The organism is Ekhidna sp. (genome assembly GCF_040220215.1).
Lineage (GTDB): Bacteria > Bacteroidota > Bacteroidia > Cytophagales > Cyclobacteriaceae > Ekhidna.
On the sequence record NZ_JAVJTR010000016.1, the window covers coordinates 218,665 to 240,973 of the forward strand.

Consider the following 22,309-nt stretch of genomic DNA (forward strand, 5'->3'; position numbering starts at 1 on the left):
TTCAAATATACGAATCAAAAGTTTTTATGATTCTTTCAATTTGATCAAACAAAAAACCGAGTAATTGATCATATCCTGATAGTTGGCATCTATTCCTTCAGAAATGAGTGTTTTGCCGGCATTATCTTCAATCTGCTTCACTCTCATTAGTTTCATCAGAATGATGTCTGTCATTGAGCTAACTCTCATGTCTCTCCAGGCTTCTCCATAATCATGATTTTTGACTGTCAAAAGATTTCTAGTATCATCTGCAACTTCATCATACATCGGTTCCAACTTGGCAAATGGAATTTCCATGCCTTCGGTTCCATTAAGTTTCATTTGGATAACGGCAATGATGCAGTAATTGATGATACCTATAAACTCATTGCTGATGTCTTCACCCACTTTATTCTCACCTTTTTCCTGGATAGACCGAATACGTTGAGCTTTGATAAAAATCTGATCGGTAATTGATGGCAACCTTAAGATTCTCCAGGCTGTGCCATAATCTTTGGTTTTCTTCTCGAAAATCTCTTTACACTCAGAAATGATTTCTTTGTATTGCTGTTCAGTTTCCTGTCTCATGTAATTTTACTGTCCAAGCAAAACTAATCCATTGAGCCCCAAACATACCATCAATATTGGAGGAGAAATTATTGATCTTTCATCACCTAAGCTGATGGGGATTATCAATGTAACTCCGGACTCTTTTTTTTCAGGAAGTAGAAAAACAGCACTTACTGACATTCTGAAATCAGCAGAGAACATGCTGAAAGATGGCGCTACATTTCTGGATATTGGAGGTTATTCATCACGGCCAGGAGCAGAGGATATTTCGATAGAAGAAGAACTAGAACGCGTAATCGAGCCGATTGAATCAATCTCTAAAGAATTTCCGGAGGCCATTATCTCAATAGATACATTTCGGTCCGAAGTTGCTAAGAAAGCAATTGACTTGGGAGCGGATTTAGTCAACGATATTTCAGCCGGGAATTTAGATAGTGGCATGTTATCTGCTGTATCTGAGATGGGTGTTCCGTATATCGCTATGCACATGCGTGGAACTCCACAAAACATGAAGGAGTTAAATAAATACGATGACCTTCTTCACGATGTATTGAAGTATTTTTCATCCGTTGTTCATGATTGCAACCAGTTGGGGATAAAGGATGTCATAATAGACCCGGGGTTTGGATTTGCAAAAACCGCCGATCAAAGTTTTGATCTACTGAATAAGCTGGATCATTTTCACCACCTTGATCGACCGCTAATGGTAGGTATTTCGCGCAAGTCCATGATCTACCGAACACTTTATTCGACCGCTGAGGAGGCATTGAATGGCACAACGGTACTAAATACCGTAGCTTTGTTGAAGGGTGCTGCAATACTGCGTGTGCATGATGTGAAGGAAGCTGTCGAAGCAATAAAACTTGTAAACGAATTGAATTGATTTTAGCGTTTCAAATAGGGTTTTTAGATATAAGCTGGAAGGATGTGTTAGATATCCTTCTGGTCACATTTCTATTGGCCCAGGTTTACAAACTCATGAAGGGAAGTGTGGCCATCAAGGTCTTCGTTGGCTTCCTCTCAATTTATTTAATATACTTAGTCGTGAACGCCCTTCAGATGGAGCTTTTGAGTACTATTTTGGGACAATTCATGGGCGTTGGAGTTCTGGCTGTAATTATTCTCTTCCAACAGGAAATCAGGAAATTTCTTTTGCTGGTAGGTCGAACAAATATTTTTGAAGATCGAAACCTCATGAAGAACCTCAGGTTTTGGTCTCAGAACGGGAACAGCAAACGGGCTAATATCACACCAATAGTTGAAGCAGTAAAGTCTTTAGCGGGATCAAATACCGGAGCATTAATTGTGCTTTCGGAAGATTCTCCTTTGAAATTTTATGCCGAGTCCGGTGATGCAATGGACTCATTGCTTTCTAAAAGACTATTGCTGGCTATCTTCAACAAATACAGTCCACTACATGATGGAGCGGTGATTGTACACAAGGATCGAATTGTTGCAGCACGTTGCATTCTTCCGGTTACCGAACGAGATGTTCCGGCACAGTTTGGGTTGAGGCATAGGGCTGGACTGGGGATGTCAGAGAATACAGAGACATTTATCATCGTAGTTTCGGAAGAAACAGGTCAAATTTCAGCCATGCAAAATGGGGAAACGATGCACAACATTTCCGCTCAGGAATTAAGACGTCAGATTAACAAATATCTCAACGAACCAAAAGAACTTAAGAAGGAAAAGGAAAAAGGGAACAAAGAAAAAGTAAAAGAGACTGAAGTTGAGGTTGAAGTGAAGGAAGAAGTGGCTTAACTACCCGACTGACTCCTTATTAAATTTCATTTCGCTACAAAAAAAACTATCTACTTTATTTAAATCGATAAATTTTTCAAATTCAGTATCTTAACTGAATGGCCAAAGTTAGTTTTCTTATTTTATTCATTCTTAGTGCACCAGTCAGGGCTCAAGATTTGAACGAGATTTCCTCTCTTCAATCACGACTAAAAGTTTCAAAATCTGATAGTCTTTGTTCATTTCTACACAGTGAAATCTGCTATCAATGGTGTGGGATCAATTTTGATTCTGCCATGTATCATGCACAAAAAAGCTATCATTATGCCAGACTTTCCGAGAGACCAAAATTAATTGGTCTGGGTCTGACAAGTATTGGATGGGCGTTTGATTACGACTATCAGTTTGATAGCGCAATTCATTATTATACGAAATCATACAATTATGCTTTACTACATGAGGATACAAAACGAGTTGCTACCTCTTTGTTCAATGTTGGGGTAGTCTTCTATTACCAAGGACAGCTTGATTCGGCATTATATTATTATTTAGCTTCAAAACCGAAATTCGAAGCTTTAAATGATGAACCAAATTTGTCACGGCTATATAATAATCTCGGAAGGATTTACGAGAAAACTAACCAATTAGAGCATGCGCTTGAAGTATCAAAAAATTCAATCTTGATTAAAGAACGATTAGGAGACACGAAAGGTCTCCTTAATACATATACCAATATGAGTTCCATTTTTCAACGTCTTGAGAACTACGATTCAGCATTGATTTACTCAGAGAAGTGTATAGATAAAGCAAAAGAGATTGGTGATTTGTCTGCATACAAATCTGAACTTGTAAACCTTGGCATTATTTACAAAAATTTAGAAGAGAGGAATAAAGCCGTTAGTTCTTTTCAGGAGGCAGAATCACTTGTTTTGGATAGGGAAGACCCATATGTATTATCACAAATTTTTCACAATCTTGGAGAGTTCTACTTCGAGCAAAATGATTTAGCTAAAGCCAGTACATACATAAAAAAAACTCGAGAAGTTTTACTGGAGGAGAAATATCTTGAAACAGCTTTGAAGCACTATCATTTAGATTACGCAATTAGTAAGGAACAAGGGAGCACTGCAAATGCCCTTCGGAGTTTGGAAAAATATCTTGATCTGAATGAAAAATTCATCTCGCAAGAATTAATTAATCGAACCAGTGAATTAGAACAGCTTTATCAAAAAGAAAAAAGAGAATTAGAGATTGAAAATTTAAATGCTGAAAATCAAGTTCAGAATTTAAAAATTGAAAAAAGCCAAAAAGATCGAAATGTTCTCATCCTTCTTTCTATTCTTGTTTTTGGTATTGCCTTATTATTATTTAGGCTATTTAGGATCAAACAAAAATCTTTGAATGAAAGGGACGTTTTGCTTAAGGAAATTCATCATCGTGTGAAAAACAACCTTCAGGTTATTTCAAGCCTTTTAAACCTTCAGGCAGATTCGCTTGAAAGTGATATTGCTAAGGATGCAGTGAAAGAAGGACAGCACCGAGTGAAATCCATGGCATTAATTCATCAAAAATTATACTCTACTGAGGATGTAAGAGGTGTTGATGTTCAAGATTATCTGGAAAATCTGACTGGAGAATTATTTAAAGCCTTTGGCGTTGATCAGGAAAAAGTTAATTGGGAAATCAATACGAACGCACTAAAGCTCGATATTGATACAATTATTCCTTTAGGGCTGATCATCAATGAGTTAATTACCAATTCTATTAAATATGCTTTCAAAGAAACAGATAAGGGATTGCTTAAGATTGAAATGAAAGAAGATGGTGAAAATTTAAAGGTAGTGATTGCTGACAATGGAAAAGGAATGGATGAAGATGGTATTCAAGAATCGAATGCATTTGGATGGAAGATGATCCAATCCCTAAGTAGAAAATTGAAAGCTAAAATACAGGTTAATTCTGATAAAGGAACATGCGTTAACCTAACCTTATCAAGATACAAATTGGTGGCATGACTAAAACTTCCGTTCTAATTGTAGAAGACGAGCCTTTGATTGCGGATGATATAGCCCTAATCATAGAAAGAGCTGGTTATGACATATTTGGCATTGAAGATAATGCGGATGACGCAATGCTTTCATTAATCGGGAACAAGCCTGATATAGCACTTCTGGACATTAATATTGAAGGTGAAAAAGATGGTATACACTTAGCTCACCTTATCAATCAAAAACATCACATTCCATTTGTTTATTTGACTTCTTACTATGATAAAAACACATTGACTCGGGCAAAAGCAACAAATCCGGGCGGTTACGTGGTGAAGCCATTTGATGAAGGAGATTTGATGGCAAATATCGAGTTAGCTCTTTCAAAAAAGTATGCAATCAATGAGGCTCCAAAGGAAAAATTTTTTGTAAGAAATCAAGGTCAGCTTCAAGCCATAGATCCATCTGAAATCTTATATGCAGAGAGTGAAGACAACTATGCAAATATTTACATTGAAGGAAAGAAGTTGGTCGTCAGCCATACGCTTAAAAGTGTGGAGGAGCAATTAACTCCTTTCGGATTTATACGCATACATAAGTCGTATCTTGTCAACTTTCAGAAAATCACCAGTATCCATGAAGGATATGTTTTTATTGATGAATTAAAAATTCCGATAGGCAGAGCTTACAAAGAAGAATTTCTTAGAAGGCTGGCTATACTCTAATGGTCGTTTGCTTAATTCACTCTGTCGTTCGCTAAAAGCAGGTTTTTGTTGAATTTATTGTATGGCAAATTCATGGCCTAATCAAACTCATTGCTGCCATGAAACGACTATTTGCACTCATTCTTACAGTACTATTATCACACATTTCCTTTTCTCAATTAACCATTACAGGTGTAGACCCATCTGCAAATAGTACATCACTTCCAGTCGATGGAAATATCACCATAACTTTTGATGCAGCGATTGATGGAACAACACTTTCCGGGAATATATTCTTGCGCAGTGAGCATAGTGGATTGCTCTCATTTACTACCAGTGGTAGTGGCACAGCGACGATTGCCATAAATCCGACAAATGATTTTCGATCTGGGGATAACATTTTCCTTACAATCACGGATGGAATTAAGAGCACACTTGGTGAATCCCTTATTAGCGGACAAACTTTTCGATTCAATTCAACGGTTGATCCTGCATATGAGAATCCTCCAGTTTTGGCTCGGAATGATATATCAACATCTAGCTCTCTTGGATCAGCGATTGCGGTTGACCTTGATAGTGATGGTAATATGGATGTGGTTAGTGCAACATCCTCATTAACCTGGTTTCAAAATGACGGAAGCGAAGGTTTCAATCAAATTTCTCTATTAACTGCTTCGAATATACTCCATGGATTACACCCTTCTGATCTGGATAGCGATGGAGATATGGATATTGTTGCTTTTTCTGTCACTGGCGATGAAATAATGTGGTTTGAAAATGATGGATCTGAAAACTTCACTGAACATTCAGTGATTACATCAGCGGACGGAGCGTATCATGTCCAGACAGTGGATATGGATGGTGATGGTGATGTGGATATAGTTGCAGCTGTTGAGAGAGAAGGAATATTTTGGTATGAAAATGATGGAGCAGAGAGCTTTACTGAAATCGAAGTAAATACTGCAGATGTATCCTGGCCACACGCTGTAAGTGGTATCGACCTGGATTCTGATGGTGATATGGACATTGTCTCAGGTTCATGGGCAAATGATAAAATTGCCTGGCACGAAAACGATGGATCTGGAAACTTCACATTCAATGAAATTTCAGCAAGTGCTGATGGTGTGTGGTCAATATATACAATAGATCTAGACGGTGATGATGATGTCGATGTTCTATCAGCTTCATGGTATGATGATGAAATTGCTTGGTATGAGAATGATGGAAATGGAAACTTTACTACGCATTCGATTTCAACTAACGCCGATAAAGCATACTGGGTACATGCAGCTGACTTAGATGGAGATTCGGATATCGATGTTCTTTCCGCTTCCGAATCTGACAATAAGCTTGCATGGTACGAAAATGATGGTAGTGGAAACTTTACGGAAGTTCTAATTACAGATCAACTTAAATCAGTTGGTTTTGTATCAGCAATCGATTTGAATGGTGATAATAGAATGGATGTTCTATCATTTTCCAGTGCTGATAAAGATATTGTTTGGTATGAAAACAAAACCAATTCAACCCCTCAACTAGATAATCCAATTCCCGACCAGTCAGCGACTGCTTTTCTTTCATTTTCCTACACGTTTAATGAAGATGTCTTTAGTGATCCAGACGGAAGTCATTTGATGTCATATTCAGCAACCCTAAGTGATGATTCAACACTCCCCTCTTGGTTGTCTTTTTCCGGACCCGAAAGGAGATTTTCGGGTGTCCCAGGCTCAGAAGATGGCGGTATAATCACAGTTAAAGTGACAGCAGAAGATCCTAATGGGGCTTCCGTGACTGATGAATTTGATATTACAGTTACAGTTCCTACACTCATGTCTATTTCATCAACAAGTCCGGCAGTTAACGAAAATGGGGTTTCGAGTACCTCCAACATTCAAATAGAGTTTAGTGAAACTATTGCATCCGGGACAATTAATGATTCCAATATTGTCATTAGGGGTAGTCTAACTGGAGTCATCGCTGGAAATTTTTCTGGTGGCGGAACGAATACATTCACATTTGTTCCTACAAATGATTTTAAAAAAGGTGAACTAGTAACTATCACAATTACTACAGGATTGGAAAGTGAGGCTGGAAGCATTTTACAAGGAGGTAAAAGTTTTAGTTTTATCGCATCATCAGGAGCATCTCCTACTACACCAGCTTTACTTGTTGACGAGACTACCTTAAGCGCTAATTCAAAAGCTGAAAAGATTGATGCTGTAGATTTAGATGGAGATGGTCATATTGACATTTTAGTTCCTATTACCAATTCTAACAGAATTGAGTTCCATAAAAATGATGGGAGTGGCAATTTTACTGCTTCAAACATATCTACTGGATCATTTAATGCGCGGACAATTTTTGTTGATGATCTTGATTTAGATGGTGATCTTGACATGCTTGTAGGTGCAACCAACAATACATTAGCCTGGTTTGAAAATGATGGTAGTGAAAATTTCACAAGTCATGTGATTGATACAGACTTTTCCTCCATTCGATCGTCAATATCTGGTGATATGGATGGGGATGGAGACATTGATATTCTCGTTGCGTCACAGCAAGACAATACAGTATCCTGGTATGAGAACGATGGAAATCAAATTTTTTCCAGGCATGAAATCACCACGAACTTGTCCTGGACATACAACGCTAAAATGGCTGACATGGATGGTGATTTGGATATGGATGTGGTGGCCGGATCAAGATTGGCTCAGGACGATATACTTTGGTATGAAAATGACGGTGGACAGAACTTCACAGAACACACGGTCAGTCTAAATGCCAATGATGTTGATGAAATTATTCCAATTGATCTTGATGGAGATGGCGACATGGATGTAGTTGCCGCTGAACGGACTGATGACGAGGTAATGTGGTATGAAAATGATGGAGATCAAAACTTTACTCCAAGAACCATTTTTAACAATACAAATGGGCCCATTTCATTAGAAATTGCTGATCTGGATGGCGATGGCGATTTGGATGTGATAAGTGGTTCAGATATTGATAATCAAGTTATTTGGTACGAAAACGATGGGAATGAGAATTTCACTTCGTTCATGATTTTTGAAATGGAAGGCCATGATATTGAAGCAGCTGATTTTGATGGTGATGGCGACCTTGATATTGCAAACATTTCCGATGCTGAAAATACACTGAAGTGGGCCAAGAATAAGTCAAATACAACTCCGACGGTTGAGAATTTTATAGATGATCAGAACGCTATTGGAGGTATTACTTTTTCTTTCACCTTACCGGGAAATATCTTCAATGATGTTGATGGTAATCATTTGTTAAGCTACCAGGCAACACTTTCAGATTCATCACCGCTTCCATCATGGTTGTCTTTTGATAATGAAACATTGCAGTTTTCCGGCACGCCAAGTACTGAAGATATTGGAACTATAACTGTTAAAGTGATCGCATCAGATCCTGCAGGTGCCAGTGCTGAAGATGAATTTGATATTGAGGTAGCACAACCGCCAATCCTGGCAATTCTATCTACATCTCCAGCTAGAAACGAGAATCACATCTCTACTACAGATAATATCGTAATCAATTTTGATGCTAATGTTGAAAGCTCAACGCTTAATACTTCCAACATAATAGTTCGGGGCGAAGCAAGCGGTTTGATTGATGGTGCTTTTTCTGGAGGAGGAACATCAACAATTACTTTTAATCCTGATAATTCATTTATTGTCGGGGAACGTGTGCATGTGCTTATAACAACCAATATAGAAGGTACCGTATCGGAGGTTGTTGCAGTTCCATATATGTTCAGTTTTTCGGTAGAATCAGGGTCTTCAACTGCTCTTTTTGTTGCTCAAGATCCTATTGAATCAAACGTATTTCTTCCTACTTCGGTACACATCATTGATTTAGATGGAGATGGGAATTCGGATGTTCTCTCGACATCTCGAGACGATAAGATTAATTGGTATGACAATAATGGAGCACAGTCATTTTCCACAATAACACTATCATCTGCAATCAATGGAGCCAGAGACCTTTTTCCTTTAGACTTGGATAATGATGGTGATTTGGATGTTGTTACAAGCGCAGAAGATGATGGTAAGCTATTATGGCTTGAAAACAATGGTAGTGAGTCATTCGCTGTTAATACGATTGCGCAATCACTTAGTGGTATTAAAGGTGTCTACTCGATAGACATGGATGGGGATGGTGATCTGGATATCGTATCTGCTTCGACATTCAGCCTTGATTGGCATGAAAACGATGGGAATCAAAATTTTACCACACATGATCTGGGATTGTCAGGAAATAGCCCTACAGCTTGTTATGCAGCAGATATTGATAATGATGGTGACATAGATATTATAGGGGGTTCACAAACCAAATTAAGTTGGTTTGAAAATGATGGAACACAATCATTTACACAGCATGACTTACCATTTTCTATTGGTGCTGCGGGGGATGTTTTTGCAATCGATTTAGATGATGATGGGGACATAGATCTCGTCTCAGCAGAACGAATTGATGATGAGGTGGTATGGTATGAGAATGATGGAAACCAGTCCTTTTCGGAGCATATTGTAAGTAATGATGCTGACGAAGTTTACGCAATAGTCGTTGCTGATTTGGATGGAGATGGGGATATTGATATCGCGTCGAGTTCGAATTCAGATGACAAAGTAGCATGGTATGAAAATGATGGCACAGAATCGTTTTCTACGCATATTATTTCACTCTCCTCTAATGGCCCAAGGTCTCTATTTTCTGGAGACATTGATGGGGATGGAGATTTGGATTTGGTATCAGGAAACTATGACGGCAATAACATTATTTGGTATGAGAACAGAGCAAATGTGTCGCCGGTTTTGGAAAATGCAATCGTAGATCAAGTGACTAATGAGGACGAGGAATTTTCATTTAGTATACCAACAAATACGTTCGATGATCCTGATGGAGATGAACTGACTTATGATGCAGAATTATCAGATGGTTCATCGTTACCCGACTGGTTAATATTTAACGGAATATCTGGCTCTTTTAGCGGAACACCAGAACAAAACGATGTTGGAATACTAACATTGAGCATAACTGCTTCCGACGGACTCGGTGGGGAAGCCACCGATGAGTTCAGCCTCGAAGTAATCAATGCCAATGATGCCCCCATACTTGAAAATACAATAGTTGATAGGAGTGCTGTTGCATTAGAAACTTTCGAGTTTGTGGTCCCTTCAAACACTTTTTCAGATGAAGATGGCGATGATTTAACATTGTCAGCAGAATTGACAGATGGGTCTCCATTACCGGGATGGCTATCTTTTACAAGTAGCACAAGCACTTTTAGTGGAACTCCAGGTAATGATGATGTTGGAGCAATAAGTATAAAAGTCATTGCTGATGATGGGAATGGTGGAAGCACGAATGCTGAATTTGACATTGAAGTTTTATTTACAAATCAAGATCCTGAAGTATCAAATGCAATAGCAGATCAAAATGCTTCTGAAGATCATGAGTTCACATTCATATTTGATATTACAACATTTTCTGACCCTGATGATCAGGAGTTGACCTATGAGGCCTTACAAGTGGATGGCTCTGACTTACCAAATTGGCTAACATTTACCGCCACGGAAAGAAAATTTGTAGGAACACCAGCGCAATCTGATGTTGGTGAGTTGCAAATCCGTGTGGTTGCAACTGACCCGGCTGGAGCGAGTGTTTTTGATGATTTTATAATTGTTGTTTCAGCCACCAATGATGCGCCTGTTCTTTTAAAAGGTATCGTAGATCAGACCGCCTTTGAGAATGAACTGTTTACATTCACGCTGGACGAAGAAACATTTGATGATGAAGATGGTGATGCACTGAGCTATTCTGCTCAACAAACTGATGAAACTGATTTACCGGCCTGGCTTTCATTTAATGATGTAGAGTTGACTTTTTCAGGAACGCCAAGTGTGACTGATGCTGGTACGATAACAATTGAGGTGACTGCTTCAGACCCATCTGGAGAAAGTGTAAGTGATATTTTTAATATTGTCGTCGAGTTAGTGAATGATGCACCAACAGTTTTAAATCCTATTGCAGACCAGGAGGCTACTCAAGGAAAGTTTTTTTTCTTGGAATTCGCAGAGAATACATTTGTTGACTTGGATGGAGATGAGCTTACCTACACCAGCACATTATTAGATGGTTCGCCATTACCAGAATGGCTAACATTTAGTGGAATCGATCGCACGTATAGTGGTACACCTTCTTCAGATGACGTAGGTTCAATATCTATTCTTTTGACTGCTGCTGACAGTAATGGAGGAACTGCACAAGACACGTTTGTTATTGAAATTATTGCCTCTAAAAAGGATCAAACCGTATCCTTCGAAGAAATTCCGGAAAAAACATATGGAGATGATTCATTTGAATTAAGCGCTTCAGCAAGCTCCGGATTGACGGTTATGTTCTCAAGCTCAAATGAAAGTGTAGCCACTGTTGAAGACAATTTAGTTACACTTCATAATGCTGGAACGACAACCATCTCGGCTTTTCAAGAGGGCAATGAAGAATTCAATGAAGCGATAAGTGACCAGATACTAATCGTAAGAAAGGCAGCTCAAACTATCCAGTTTGAGACAATATCTGAAAAAAGCATTGATGCCCCTGATTTCTCACTAGCGGCAACAGCTTCATCAGGTCTGGAAGTGTCCTTCACCAGTTCTGATCTGAATGTGGCCACCATTACAGGAAATGTCGTCTCAATAGTTGGTGAAGGAACAACAGTTATAACTGCGTCACAAGAAGGTAATTCCAATTATAATGCTGCGCCTGAAGTAGAACAAACACTGAGTGTAACAGCATCAAAGCAGTCACAAACCATAACATTTGAGTCAATAGATGATAAAATCTTTGGAGATGCTCCGTTTGAGCTTAATGCGTCAGCATCTTCAGGTCTAACTGTTTCTTATGAAAGTTCCGACGAATCGATTGCCACTATTTCGGGTAATGAAGTTACCATTGTAGGGACGGGAGTTACAACAATCACTGCATCGCAGGCAGGAAATGATGATTTCGTAGCTGCTGAGAATGTAAGTCAATCATTGCTTATCCATAAGGCAACTCAGACTATCACTTTTGATGCAATCGAAGATAAAGTGTTTGGAGACGCACCTTTTTCTTTATCAGCCACAACTTCATCAGGCTTGGCGATATCATTTGTAAGTTCTGATGAATCAGTTGCCACTATAACTGGAGATCAGGTCTCGATTTTGGCTGCAGGAAATGTTACGATTACTGCTACTCAAGAAGGAAATGCAAATTATGAGGCTGCATCAGATGTTGCACATGAATTTCTAATTGCTAAAGCAAACCAAACCATCACTTTTGAGACGATTGAAGATTTTTCCGTTGGTGGAACAATCAAACTTTCAGCTACTGCCTCCAGCGGATTGGATGTTTCGTTTGAGGTTGAAGGTCCTGCATCCCTGGATGGCAATAGTCTTACTATTCTAGATGAAGGGACAGTAACAATCACCGCCTCACAATCCGGAGATGAAAATTGGAATGCTGCCGAGTCAGTTAGTCAGATACTGGAAATTACAGAAACAACGCTTGGAATATCAAATGAGGTAATCTCAGTATACCCTAATCCTTTTATGAATGTCTTATATCTGGACTATCCGGAACCAGTAGACATTCGAATTTATTCTTTGAATGGATCTGAAGTAATATCCAAAAAAGCAGTTAAAGTTCAACTGGATTTGAGCTCGCTTGATGAAGGAATGTATGTTTTGGAGATAGAAAGCCCCAATGAAATTACACGAATGCGAATAAAGAAAGTAAACTAAGGCAGCTCCTACTTACTTGTTGAGTAGGACAAAAAAACGGCTCCAAGGGAGCCGTTTTGTTTTTTATATCACCCCTAGTTCTTTACCAACTTCAGTAAACGCTTTGATAGCTTTATCTAAATGTACTCGATCATGTACCGCTGAAATCTGTACTCGTATTCGTGCTTCACCTTTAGGTACTACAGGGAAGTAAAATCCAATCACATAAATCCCCTTTTCTAACAGCTTAGCAGCCATTTCTTGCGAAAGCTTAGCGTCATACAACATAATCGGAACGATTGGATGCTCACCTGGTTTGATGTCAAATCCAGCCTGAGTCATTTTTTCTCTGAAATACTTAGTGTTGTCCTCCAGCTTATCTCGAAGTTCTGTGGTCTCACTCAACATGTCAATTACCGCTATTGAAGCTCCTGTAATGGATGGTGCAAGTGTGTTGGAAAACAAATACGGCCTGGATCGCTGACGAAGAATATCTACGATTTCTTTTTTAGCCGCGGTAAATCCGCCGGATGCTCCCCCTAAAGCTTTACCCAACGTACCTGTGATAATGTCCACACGATCCATGCAATTCCTATATTCATGGACACCCCTTCCTGTTTTGCCAATGAAGCCAGTAGAATGACATTCATCTGTCATCACAAGTGCATCATATTTATCCGCCAGGTCACAAATTTTATCCAGCTGAGCAATGGTACCATCCATAGAGAATACACCGTCTGTAACAATGATTTTAACTTTTGCATCGGAAGCTGCCTTCAGCTGTTCTTCCAGATCAGCCATGTCATTGTTCTTGTATCGATAGCGAGCAGCCTTGCATAATCTCACACCATCGATAATGGATGCATGATTTAATGAGTCTGAAATGATTGCATCCTCCGGGCCTAAGAGTGGCTCGAAAACCCCGCCATTCGCATCAAATGCAGCAGCATATAGAATGGTATCTTCCATACCAAGAAACTCGGAAATCTTTTTTTCCAATTCCTTATGAATATCTTGAGTGCCACAGATAAATCGTACAGATGACATCCCGAACCCGTGTGAGTCTATGCTTGCCTTAGCTGCTTCAATCACCTTTGGATGAGACGAAAGTCCCAAATAATTATTTGCGCAGAAATTGATCACTTCAGAGCCATCTTGCAATTTTATATCCGCTCCTTGTGGTGAGGCAATGATTCGCTCTTGTTTATAAAGTCCTGCCTCTTTTATCTCTTCAATTTCATTTTCCAGTCTTGGCTTCAGTGATTTGTACATATTAGCTTGTTTTCGGTTTTAAAGGTTTCATTTTCGGTCGCATGGCTGGTTTAGAAGTGCTTTTTACAGCTTCTTCTGTATTCTCCAGTTTATAGATCCTGCGGATTTTATTAATCAAAAAAAGTTTTTGTTGGGTGAAGCTTTCCGGGTGGACCTGATCAAAGAGCTTCTTAAATTCAGCATATTGAGCACCTTCACCCTGCTTAAATTTTTCGGGATCAATCTTCTTTCCTTTCAGGTATTCATCAAACTTCATCGATGGCAAATTTAATAGAAGCAAGTTTTCTCATGACGTGTAAATTTGCAATCCCAAAAACAAAATAGACAACAAAATTACCCATGGATAAAATCCTGATTATTGGAGCTTGCGGACAGCTGGGAACGGAGCTGACATTAAAACTGAGAGAATTAAAGGGAACTGAAAATGTAATAGCATCGGATCTGAGGGATGAACCGATAGAATTGCTCACTGAAGGGCCCTATGAGAAGCTAAACATTATGAACAAAGAGGCTTTTCAAATCATTCTTGAAAAACACGAAATTAATCAGGTTTATCATCTAGCTGCTGTGTTATCGGCTAAAGGAGAGCAAAATCCACATTTCGCCTGGCAGCTCAACATGGAAAGCTTGCTTACGGTTCTGGAAGCGGGAAAAGACAAATTGAATAAGATTTACTGGCCTAGTTCTATTGCTGTTTTTGGACCGGACACGCCGAAAGAAAACACCCCTCAAAACACGGTGATGAGCCCAAACACAGTTTATGGGATTTCCAAGCTGGCTGGCGAGCGCTGGTGTGAGTATTATTTCGAAAAGTACGGAGTGGACGTGAGAAGCCTCAGGTATCCGGGACTCATAGGTTATAAAGCTATGCCGGGAGGAGGAACTACGGATTATGCAGTGGACATTTTTCACAAGGCAATAGCAGGAGAAAACTATGAGTGCTTTCTCTCAGAAAACTCCATGTTGCCGATGATGTATATGGATGATGCAGTGAAAGCGACCATTGATCTGATGGAAACCGATGCAGAAAATGTAAAAGTGCGGAGCTCTTACAATTTGGCTGCAATGAGCTTCACACCAAAAGAAATAGCTGCGGAAATTAGAAATCACTACCCGGATTTTAAGATCACTTACAATCCTGATTTCCGCCAAAAAATAGCCGATAGCTGGCCTGGAAGTATAGATGATAGTGCCGCAAGAAACAACTGGGGATGGCAGCATGCGTTTGGTTTGAAGGAGTTGGTGGACACGATGATCACTAATTTGAAAAACACAATTGTTTTTGATTAAGGCATTTTTCCCTTTTCTTTCCGTCTGAAATAATCAATCAACCAATGGAATCGTACGAAAATCTGGCCTTAGACTTAGTTGATGGTATTCTTACCATTACGATCAACCGGGAAAGTAAAATGAATGCATTGAACCGAGCCACCATGCTTGAATTGAGGGATGCATTTCAATACGTGCAGGATAATCCAAAGGACATCAGAGGAGTTATCTTGACAGGAGCCGGTGAAAAGGCTTTCGTGGCGGGTGCCGACATAACCGAATTTACAGGACTCAGTGAGATGCATGCGCGTAAGTTTGCCGAAGAAGGACAGGAAATATTCCAATCGATTGAAAATAGCCATACTCCGGTTATCGCCGTAGTTAATGGGTTTGCATTGGGAGGAGGCTGTGAACTGGCCATGGCAGCTCATATGAGAATTGCCGTATCAGCTGCCAAGTTTGGTCAGCCGGAAGTGAATTTGGGTTTGATTCCTGGGTATGGGGGTACGCAACGACTGACGCAGCTTATTGGTAAAGGGAAAGCCTATGAGTACCTGATGAGTGCGGATATGATTTCTGCTGAACAGGCGATGGCCATGGGGTTAGCCAATCATGTAGAAGCTGATAAAGAAGCTGCATTAACAAAGGCAAAAGAAATTCTTCAAAAGATAGCTACAAAAGCGCCAATAGCGATTGGGCTGGTGATTGATTCGGTCAATGCTCACTATGAAACAGGCGTAAATGGCTACCAAACTGAAGCGAATGCCTTTGCCGGGTGTTTCGGAACTGAAGATTTCAAAGAAGGCGTAGCTGCATTCCTGGAAAAACGAAAAGCCGATTTTAAAGGCGAATAATCCTTGTCGATACTTAAGAAGCTTGTAAGTCAGACGGCCGTCTATGGTCTGAGTAGTGTACTCGGACGGATGCTCAATTACTTGCTTGTTCCACTCTATACTTCCGTTTTCCTACCGGCCGAATATGGAATTGTCACAGAGCTTTACGCGTATGTAGCTTTTCTTAATATCCTATTCATATACGGACTTGAAACGGCCTACTTTCGATTTTCATCACAAGAAAAAGGGTACAATTACTTTAATCTCGCTTTTTCGAGTATCCTTATTTCATCTATTGTTTTTTCAGGTGTTATCTGGTTACTATCTGATTCAATTGCCCAGATGCTTGATTACCCAGATAAAGCACACTTTATTCAATGGTTGGCTGCTATTCTAGCTATTGATGCGATTGTAGCTATTCCTTTTGCTCGATTGCGGCAAGATGGAAAAGCGTATCATTTTGCGGTTTTCAAGCTTTCCAATATAGGGATCAATATCTTTTTAAACATCTTTTTTATTGTCCTGTGTCCACTCATTTTGGCAGATCATCCGGATAGCTTCATTCAACATATTTACAATCCTGATCTAGGTGTTGGCTATGTGTTTCTTTCTAACCTGATAGCAAACGGACTGTATCTACTCTTTTTCTATAAAGGTTGGCTGAAAGTAAAACTCACATTCAATACTGCCGAATGGAAGCGAATGATGAAATATGCCTGGCCGGTATTGATCATTGGGTTTGCCGGGGTTACAAACGAAATGCTGAGCAGGGCAATTTTAAAATATCGATTGCCTGAAGGATTCTATGAAGGGTATTCCAATCTGGAAATTTTAGGAATTTTTGGAGCATGTTATAAACTTTCAGTGTTTATGACCCTGGCGGTTCAGGCATTTCGATATGCTTTTGAGCCGTTCTTTTTTGCTCAGGCAAAGGAAAAAAATTCACCTCATTTGTTCAGCAGGGTTATGACCATGTTTGTTTTATTCACCTCTTTCAGCTGGTTGGTTCTGAGTGTTTTTATGCCGTATTACGCTCCTATATTTTTAAGACAAGAAAGCTATTTAATGGCATTAGACGCTGTGCCGTGGCTGTTGGGTGGAGGGCTTTTTCTGGGAGTATTTTACAATCTTTCTTTGTGGTACAAACTGACGGATAAAACACTTTATGGTGCATATATCAGTTTGATTGGGGCTTTTGCTACGTTCATCCTGAATTGGGCCTTGATCCCGGTGATGGGTTATATGGGCAGTGCATTTGCAACATTCGGCTCTTATTTCCTCATGGTGATCATTTCTTATTTGTGGGGCATCAAGCACTACCCTGTTCCTTATCAGGTTGGTAAAACATTATCCTATGTAGTTTTTGCGGGGGCAGGAATTTTGATAAATAGCCAATTCGAACAATCTGCTCTAAAGGCCACTTTGATCGTTTTAATCTTTCTAACTTTGCCGATCATTTTTGAACGACAATCTTTATTTAGAAAGAGAGCTAATTAGCTAGTAATCAATACGATTTCATTTTATGAACTTAATCATTCCGATGGCCGGAAAAGGGAAGAGACTCAGGCCACATACATTAACCACCCCCAAACCATTAATTCCTATTGCTGGAAAGCCTATAGTTCAACGCTTGGTTGAGGATATCGCAAATGTTACCCCGGAAAAAATTGAAAAGATCGGATTTGTGATTGGTGATTTTGAGGAAGAAATCAAAGATAAACTGAGAGAAATAGCAGCAGCAGTTGGAGCAAAAGCGTATTTTTTCATGCAAGAGACTGCTGAGGGTACAGCTCATGCCATTGCGTGTGCTAATGAAATTCTTGAAGGAAAAGTGACTGTGGCATTTTCTGATACACTTTTCAGAGCTGATTTTAAGCTCAATCCGGAAGATGACGGGATCATTTGGACCAAACAAATTGAAGATCCTAGCGCTTTCGGTGTTGTGAAAGCAAATGATGATGGAATCATTACGGATTTTATTGAGAAGCCAAAAAACTTTGTCTCGGATCAAGCCATAATCGGAATTTATTATTTTAAGAAAGGTGAAGACCTAAGGGATGAGATCAATTATTTGATTGAAAACAACATTCGTGCGGGTGGAGAATTTCAGCTAACCATGGCGTTGGAATCACTAAAAAACAAAGGCACCAACTTTACAATTGGAACTGTAAACGATTGGCTTGATTGTGGAAATAAAGAAATTACTGTTGAATCAAATTCGAGATATCTGGGGTTTTTAAAAGGACAAAACTTAATTTCTGATAAAGCGAAAATTCAAAACTGCGAGATCATCGAACCTGTTTTCATAGGTGACGGAAGTGAAATATCGAACGCAACCATTGGCCCGAATGTTTCTATAGGTAAAAATTGTAAAATCAGTAACGTTAAGCTCTCCGAAGCACTCATTCAAAATAACACCACGTTGGAAGACGTTGAATTAACCAACTCAATGATTGGAAACTTCGTTAATTTGAAAGGCAACCCAAAATCGGTGAGTTTGGGAGACTACAGTGAATGGTAAAATCGATGCGGTTACTTCTAATTTCCATCCTTATTTTAGGCACTTTTTCTTCTTTTTCTCAAAAAAGTAAGAAAGAAAAAGATGTGATCGTACCGCTGACTCAAGAGGATTCTTTGAAGTTAGAAGGCGTGCTTGTGGAAGCTGAGAAGCAATTGATTTTGGAGAATTACGCCAAGGCACTTGAAAACTTCCATGTTGCCATGGAAATGAATACGGAAAGTGCAGCTATCCACTTCAAAATAGCAGAAGTACTGGCAAAAAGTGATGAAGGACAAAAAGCACTTCCGTATGGTTTGGCGGCAATAGAGCTGGATCCTACCAATAAATACTATCGGTTAGGACTGGCACGCATTTATCAATCCATAGGATTTTACATAGATGCTGCAAAGACATACGAGGAGCTTTTAGAGCGATTTCCTTCTGAAGAAAATGCCTTGTACGAATTGGCGGAATTATACCAGTTGACAGGACGAAGAGAAGATATGTTTCGAATCTTTGACAAGATTGAAGCGCAGCTGGGAGTGAAAGAGGAGATCACGCGAGAGAAACAGCGCATTTACATGAAGGAAGGAAAGTTGGATCAGGTCATTTTAGAGTTCGAAAAACTCATTGATGCCTATCCAAATGAATCCTCATACAAGGCTGAACTGATAAATTTTTTGATTCAGAACAGGCGGCTTGAAAAGGCTGAAGAAGTGATAGCAGACTATGAGGAATCAGAAGCTGTTTCTTCCAGAATTACACTAATGAAGAGTGAACTGACCTGGATGAAAGGAGACAGAGCCAGATCCCTGGAATTATTGGACGAAGCGTTTGAAAATAGCTCCATTGATTTTCAATCTAAATTCCAGATTCTTTCTAATTATTTGGTCATGGATCCTTCCCCGGAGGAGCGAAGTAAACTGACTCAAATAGCAGTAAAGCTGGCCGATAAGCATCCGGATGAGTTTAAGGCTCAGGCATTTGTAGGAGATTTGCTTTATCAGGATGAACGAAGCAATGATGCCATTCGCTATTATCTCAAATCTGTCAAGCTAAGACCGGCCAATTATTCAGTGTGGCAAAACATCCTGAATATAGAAGCTGACTTGAATCAATACGACAGTTTGGTGGCTCACTCGGAAAGAGCATTAGAATATTTCCCTAATCAGGCTCTTTTATACTACTTCTCGGGTACGGGTCACCTAATCAAAAACAATTATAAGAAAGCGGTCAGGATGCTTGAGCAAGGAAAAAAGTACACTGTAGATCCTAATCTCTTAACCGTGTTTTACGGACAGATTGGTGATGCGTACAATGGCTTAAAGGAGCAGGAAAAATCTTTCAAGGCCTATGAAAAAGCTTTAGAAAATGGTCCCAACAACGACCATGTTCTCAATAATTACAGCTATTTCCTTTCCCTGGCAAACAAGGATTTAGACAAAGCCTTAGAAATGTCTACGAGACTTGTGGAGCAGCACCCAAACAACCCAACTTACTTAGATACCCATGGATGGGTCCTTTATTCCAACAGAAAATTTAAAGAATCCAGGAAGTTCCTCGAGAAAGCTGCAATGATGGATGAAGATGGCACAGTCATTGAACACTACGGGGATGTGCTGTACCAACTTGGCGAAGTGGAGGAAGCGATTAAGCAGTGGGAGAAAGCCAGGGACCTTGGGAATGCGTCTGAATTAATTGAAAAGAAAATTGCGGATCGAAAGCTGTATGAATAAGCTGATATTAGTGCTGGCTGGGGCAATAATGCTCACCTCCTGTAACAGGCAGGTAGGAGCTATTTTTGGTCGGAAAAGTGATAAGCTGGAGGTAGTAGATCCTGAGTTTGAATACTTTTCAGCAAAAGCAAAATTCAAATTCGATGACGGAGAGAAAGGCGTTTCCGCGACTGCTAATTTTCGCATAAAAAAAGACTCCATTATTTGGCTTAGTATAACGCCAGGGCTCGGCATTGAAGTAGCTCGTGTGCTCATCGACACTGAAAATGTATTTGTTTTGGACAAGTTGAATAAGCAATATTATGAATATACCTTCGAGGAGCTTTCCAAAGAATACGACTTTGATTTTAATTTCAAAATGATTCAGTCGGTCATTTTAGGAAACCTTGTAGAACCGTATAAAAAGGAGCGTGTTGAAAAAAGTGACAACTATTTCTCTTACACAGCTTCAAAAGGAGTGTATTTGTTCCATAATTTCATTGGTACCAAAAGTATGAAGCTTGAAAAAGTTAAAGTGTTTCATGGAGGTACAAGAAACACGATTTCAGTAAATTACGGTGATTTTATCTTGGTAGATGGTCAGATATTCCCGAATGAGATATCTGCAGTGATAGACTATGAAGCTGAAACAAAACCTAATACGGAGATCAGTATTTCCTACAACAAAATGGTCATTGAAGACAATCCTATTAGCTTTCCATATGCTGTTCCGAGCAAGTATGAAAAGAAATAGCCTCAGTTTCTTTCTGTATTTTTTTCTTGTTAGCCTTTCCTGCTTTAGTGTGGTTGGACAGACCAAAAACCAGCTAGAACAAGAAAAAAAGGAAAATCTAAGGAAAATTGCAGAAGCGGAGAGAATTCTCAATGAGACGGCCGATGAAAAGAAAGCTACACTTGGGCAGCTACAAGCACTTAATCAGCAGATAAATGCGAGGGAGGATTTGATCCGATCCATTGGTTCGGAAATTAGGATTCTGGATAGTGAAATAACTGATCTAAAAATTGTCGTTTCTTCACTTCAGAGTGACTTAATACATTTAAAAGAAGAGTATGCGATGCAAATCTACTCTTCCTATAAAGCCAATAGAGGCAACAGTAAATTGATGTTTTTATTTTCTGCCAGTGACTTTAATCAACTATTACAAAGGCTAAAGTATTTAGAGCAATATGCCAGTGCACGTAGACTTCAGGCAGAGCAAATTGAAGTTGTGGCTAAAGAATTGAATGATCAAAGAAGTAAAGTTGAGGCGAAAAGAGCCGAACAGCAACGATTGTTAAATCAGCAGGTGCGTGAAAGCAGAAAGTTGGCTAATTCAAAAAAGAAGCAGTCTGAATTGGTGGCCCAGCTAACAAAAAAAGAGCGACAACTAAGAAAAGAGCTGGAGGAGAGAAAAGAGGCAAACAGAAAGTTGAATACCCTGATTGCCAAAATTATTGAAGATGAAGCGAAAAAATCTTCTACAGTCTCTACAGCCGAAGCAGCCAGTGCGGCAGAGCTAACCCGCCTTTTTGAATCTAAGAAAAATAACCTCACCTGGCCCGTTGGTTCCGGTTTCATTGCTTCTAAATTTGGCCAGCAGCCTCACCCTGTCCTGAAGCGTATTATGGTTGTTAATGACGGTGTGGGCATACAAACGGAGAAAAACTCGCCCGTCCGAGCGGTTTTCGATGGAGAAGTGACCCTGATCGGGACCATTCAGGGAAAAAATAATATTGTTGTAATCCGTCATGGTGACTATCTAACAGTATATGCCCGATTGAAAACAATCAATGTAAAGAAAGGCCAGCGAGTGAGGGCCAATGATATTATCGGTGAAGTGTTTACCGATAGGGATGGGATTTCTGAACTTGAATTTCAGGTATATAAAGGCACAACTAAGCTAAATCCAGAAAACTGGTTGGCTATGAAATAGCATGTCCAACTATTT

Annotated in this window: 15 protein-coding genes; 12 read left to right on the plus strand and 3 right to left on the minus strand. The window is 39.5% G+C overall.

Annotation, left to right across the window (positions count from 1 at the left end; translation table 11 throughout):
* Positions 1–24: 24 nt before the first annotated feature.
* Positions 25–567, minus strand: a complete 543-nt coding sequence (locus RIC88_RS09665) for a DUF1599 domain-containing protein (RefSeq protein ID WP_350217336.1) — start codon at positions 565–567, stop codon at positions 25–27.
* Between the two features lie 31 nt (positions 568–598).
* Between RIC88_RS09665 and folP the strand changes: the two genes are divergently transcribed.
* The 5 genes from folP to RIC88_RS09690 all read left to right on the plus strand — a co-directional run bounded on the left by folP (position 599) and on the right by RIC88_RS09690 (position 12,792).
* Complete coding sequence (gene folP, locus RIC88_RS09670; protein WP_350217337.1) at positions 599–1,432, plus strand: dihydropteroate synthase; 834 nt, start codon at positions 599–601, stop codon at positions 1,430–1,432.
* Positions 1,429–2,313 (plus strand): diadenylate cyclase CdaA, encoded by an 885-nt coding sequence (gene cdaA / locus RIC88_RS09675; protein WP_350217338.1) that lies wholly within the window; start codon positions 1,429–1,431, stop codon positions 2,311–2,313. The genes folP and cdaA overlap by 4 nt, the downstream gene beginning before the upstream one ends.
* Before the next feature lie 98 nt (positions 2,314–2,411).
* Positions 2,412–4,307, plus strand: coding sequence for a tetratricopeptide repeat-containing sensor histidine kinase (locus RIC88_RS09680; protein ID WP_350217339.1), 1,896 nt, complete (start codon positions 2,412–2,414; stop codon positions 4,305–4,307).
* A complete protein-coding gene (locus RIC88_RS09685) occupies positions 4,304–5,005 on the plus strand; it encodes a LytR/AlgR family response regulator transcription factor (RefSeq protein WP_350217340.1) in 702 nt (233 codons plus the stop codon). Before RIC88_RS09680 ends, RIC88_RS09685 begins: the two co-directional genes overlap by 4 nt.
* 98 nt (positions 5,006–5,103) lie before the next feature.
* On the plus strand, positions 5,104–12,792 hold the full coding sequence (locus RIC88_RS09690) for an FG-GAP-like repeat-containing protein (RefSeq protein WP_350217341.1): 7,689 nt from the start codon (positions 5,104–5,106) through the stop codon (positions 12,790–12,792).
* A gap of 63 nt (positions 12,793–12,855) precedes the next feature.
* On the opposite strand, the gene kbl is transcribed toward RIC88_RS09690, so the two are convergent.
* Positions 12,856–14,043: a glycine C-acetyltransferase gene (kbl, locus tag RIC88_RS09695; protein ID WP_350217342.1), complete on the minus strand. Its 1,188-nt coding sequence runs from the start codon at positions 14,041–14,043 to the stop codon at positions 12,856–12,858.
* Between the two features lies 1 nt (position 14,044).
* Positions 14,045–14,299, minus strand: coding sequence for a hypothetical protein (locus RIC88_RS09700; protein ID WP_350217343.1), 255 nt, complete (start codon positions 14,297–14,299; stop codon positions 14,045–14,047).
* An 83-nt stretch (positions 14,300–14,382) separates the two neighbouring features.
* Between RIC88_RS09700 and RIC88_RS09705 the strand changes: the two genes are divergently transcribed.
* The 7 genes from RIC88_RS09705 to RIC88_RS09735 are packed head-to-tail and all read left to right on the plus strand — an operon-like array spanning position 14,383 to position 22,294.
* Positions 14,383–15,333 carry an NAD-dependent epimerase/dehydratase family protein gene (locus RIC88_RS09705; protein WP_350217344.1) on the plus strand — a complete coding sequence of 317 codons (951 nt, stop codon included), beginning with the start codon at positions 14,383–14,385 and terminating at the stop codon, positions 15,331–15,333.
* A 44-nt stretch (positions 15,334–15,377) separates the two neighbouring features.
* Positions 15,378–16,166: an enoyl-CoA hydratase/isomerase family protein gene (locus tag RIC88_RS09710; protein ID WP_350217345.1), complete on the plus strand. Its 789-nt coding sequence runs from the start codon at positions 15,378–15,380 to the stop codon at positions 16,164–16,166.
* Between the two features lie 3 nt (positions 16,167–16,169).
* Positions 16,170–17,642, plus strand: coding sequence for a lipopolysaccharide biosynthesis protein (locus tag RIC88_RS09715; RefSeq protein ID WP_350217346.1), 1,473 nt, complete (start codon positions 16,170–16,172; stop codon positions 17,640–17,642).
* Between the two features lie 25 nt (positions 17,643–17,667).
* Positions 17,668–18,666, plus strand: coding sequence for a sugar phosphate nucleotidyltransferase (locus RIC88_RS09720; protein WP_350217347.1), 999 nt, complete (start codon positions 17,668–17,670; stop codon positions 18,664–18,666).
* A 5-nt stretch (positions 18,667–18,671) separates the two neighbouring features.
* Complete coding sequence (locus RIC88_RS09725; protein ID WP_350217348.1) at positions 18,672–20,381, plus strand: tetratricopeptide repeat protein; 1,710 nt, start codon at positions 18,672–18,674, stop codon at positions 20,379–20,381.
* Positions 20,374–21,114, plus strand: a complete 741-nt coding sequence (gene lolB1 / locus RIC88_RS09730; protein ID WP_350217349.1) for a lipoprotein insertase outer membrane protein LolB1 — start codon at positions 20,374–20,376, stop codon at positions 21,112–21,114. The genes RIC88_RS09725 and lolB1 overlap by 8 nt, the downstream gene beginning before the upstream one ends.
* Positions 21,101–22,294: a murein hydrolase activator EnvC family protein gene (locus RIC88_RS09735; protein ID WP_350217350.1), complete on the plus strand. Its 1,194-nt coding sequence runs from the start codon at positions 21,101–21,103 to the stop codon at positions 22,292–22,294. The genes lolB1 and RIC88_RS09735 overlap by 14 nt, the downstream gene beginning before the upstream one ends.
* Positions 22,295–22,309 lie beyond the last annotated feature (15 nt).